The organism is Caballeronia sp. LZ003 (assembly GCF_031451465.1).
Classification (GTDB): Bacteria; Pseudomonadota; Gammaproteobacteria; order Burkholderiales; family Burkholderiaceae; genus Caballeronia.
Map to the genome: position 1 here is coordinate 1 of NZ_JARUXJ010000089.1, position 842 is coordinate 842.

An 842-nucleotide genomic window follows, 5' to 3' on the forward strand; every position below is an offset into this window, starting at 1 on the left:
CCCGGAGTGGGCGCAGCATTGCGGCTCAACAAGGATCAGATCGTTTTCGTTGAAGGAGGGCTCGCCTGTGGGGTTGAACATGCTTAACCCTTTGACACGAAGGAAATAAGCATTCTTGGAGGTGGCGATCGGCGAGAGCAACCAATCTTCCGCGTCGCCAACAGCTAAATCATCCACAAACGACTCCCAAGCACCAGCCTGGACCCAAGAGATCAATGGCACCTTGCCCCGGATGTCTGGACCCGCCTCAACGTTACGCTCGACGAGCTTACTATCTTTCGCAAACGTTTGGCTACCCCACTCCAGCCTCGTCGTTTCACGTCGATCATCTTTCGAAGCGGCACCAGTGCCACCGGGCAGTTGCTCCGAATCAAACGTGCCTCGCTTCCAACCAAACGCTTCTTCTATCTGATCGACCATCGCCTCACCAATGCGTTTTCGGCCTTTTCGGTCCTCTGGCCACAGCATTCTCGTAACGTAGGAATCAGATTTTCCGAGTTTCTTCGCGAGTCCAGTTGCAGTGCCACCGCAAAAAAGGTCGCGGATCTCGATGAGGCGGAGTCGCCTTCGCTCAAATTTGTTCATTGGATCATTTCAGCCTAATGTTACTCTCAGGTAAAGTCCCCTTAGATATTGACGAGATTCTTACCCAAGGGTATGGTTTCGGTCATGGAAGCCCTGCGCGCATATCTCAACTCTAAGTCTCCCCAGGAGCAGGCGGAGTTCGCTCGACGCTGCAACACAACCATTGGATATCTGCGTAAAGCGATCAGCGCCAAGGCCGAGTTCGACGTTCAGCTGTGCATCAACATCGAAGAACAGAGCAATGGTGTGGTGCGGTG

Annotated in this window: 1 protein-coding gene; it reads right to left on the minus strand. The window is 53.4% G+C overall.

Features of this window, described 5'->3' with window-relative positions:
* A partial coding sequence (locus tag QCE79_RS33125; RefSeq protein ID WP_309851689.1) for a S24 family peptidase occupies nucleotides 1-585 on the minus strand: 585 nt, incomplete at its 3' end.
* Between the last annotated feature and the right edge of the window lie 257 nt (nucleotides 586-842).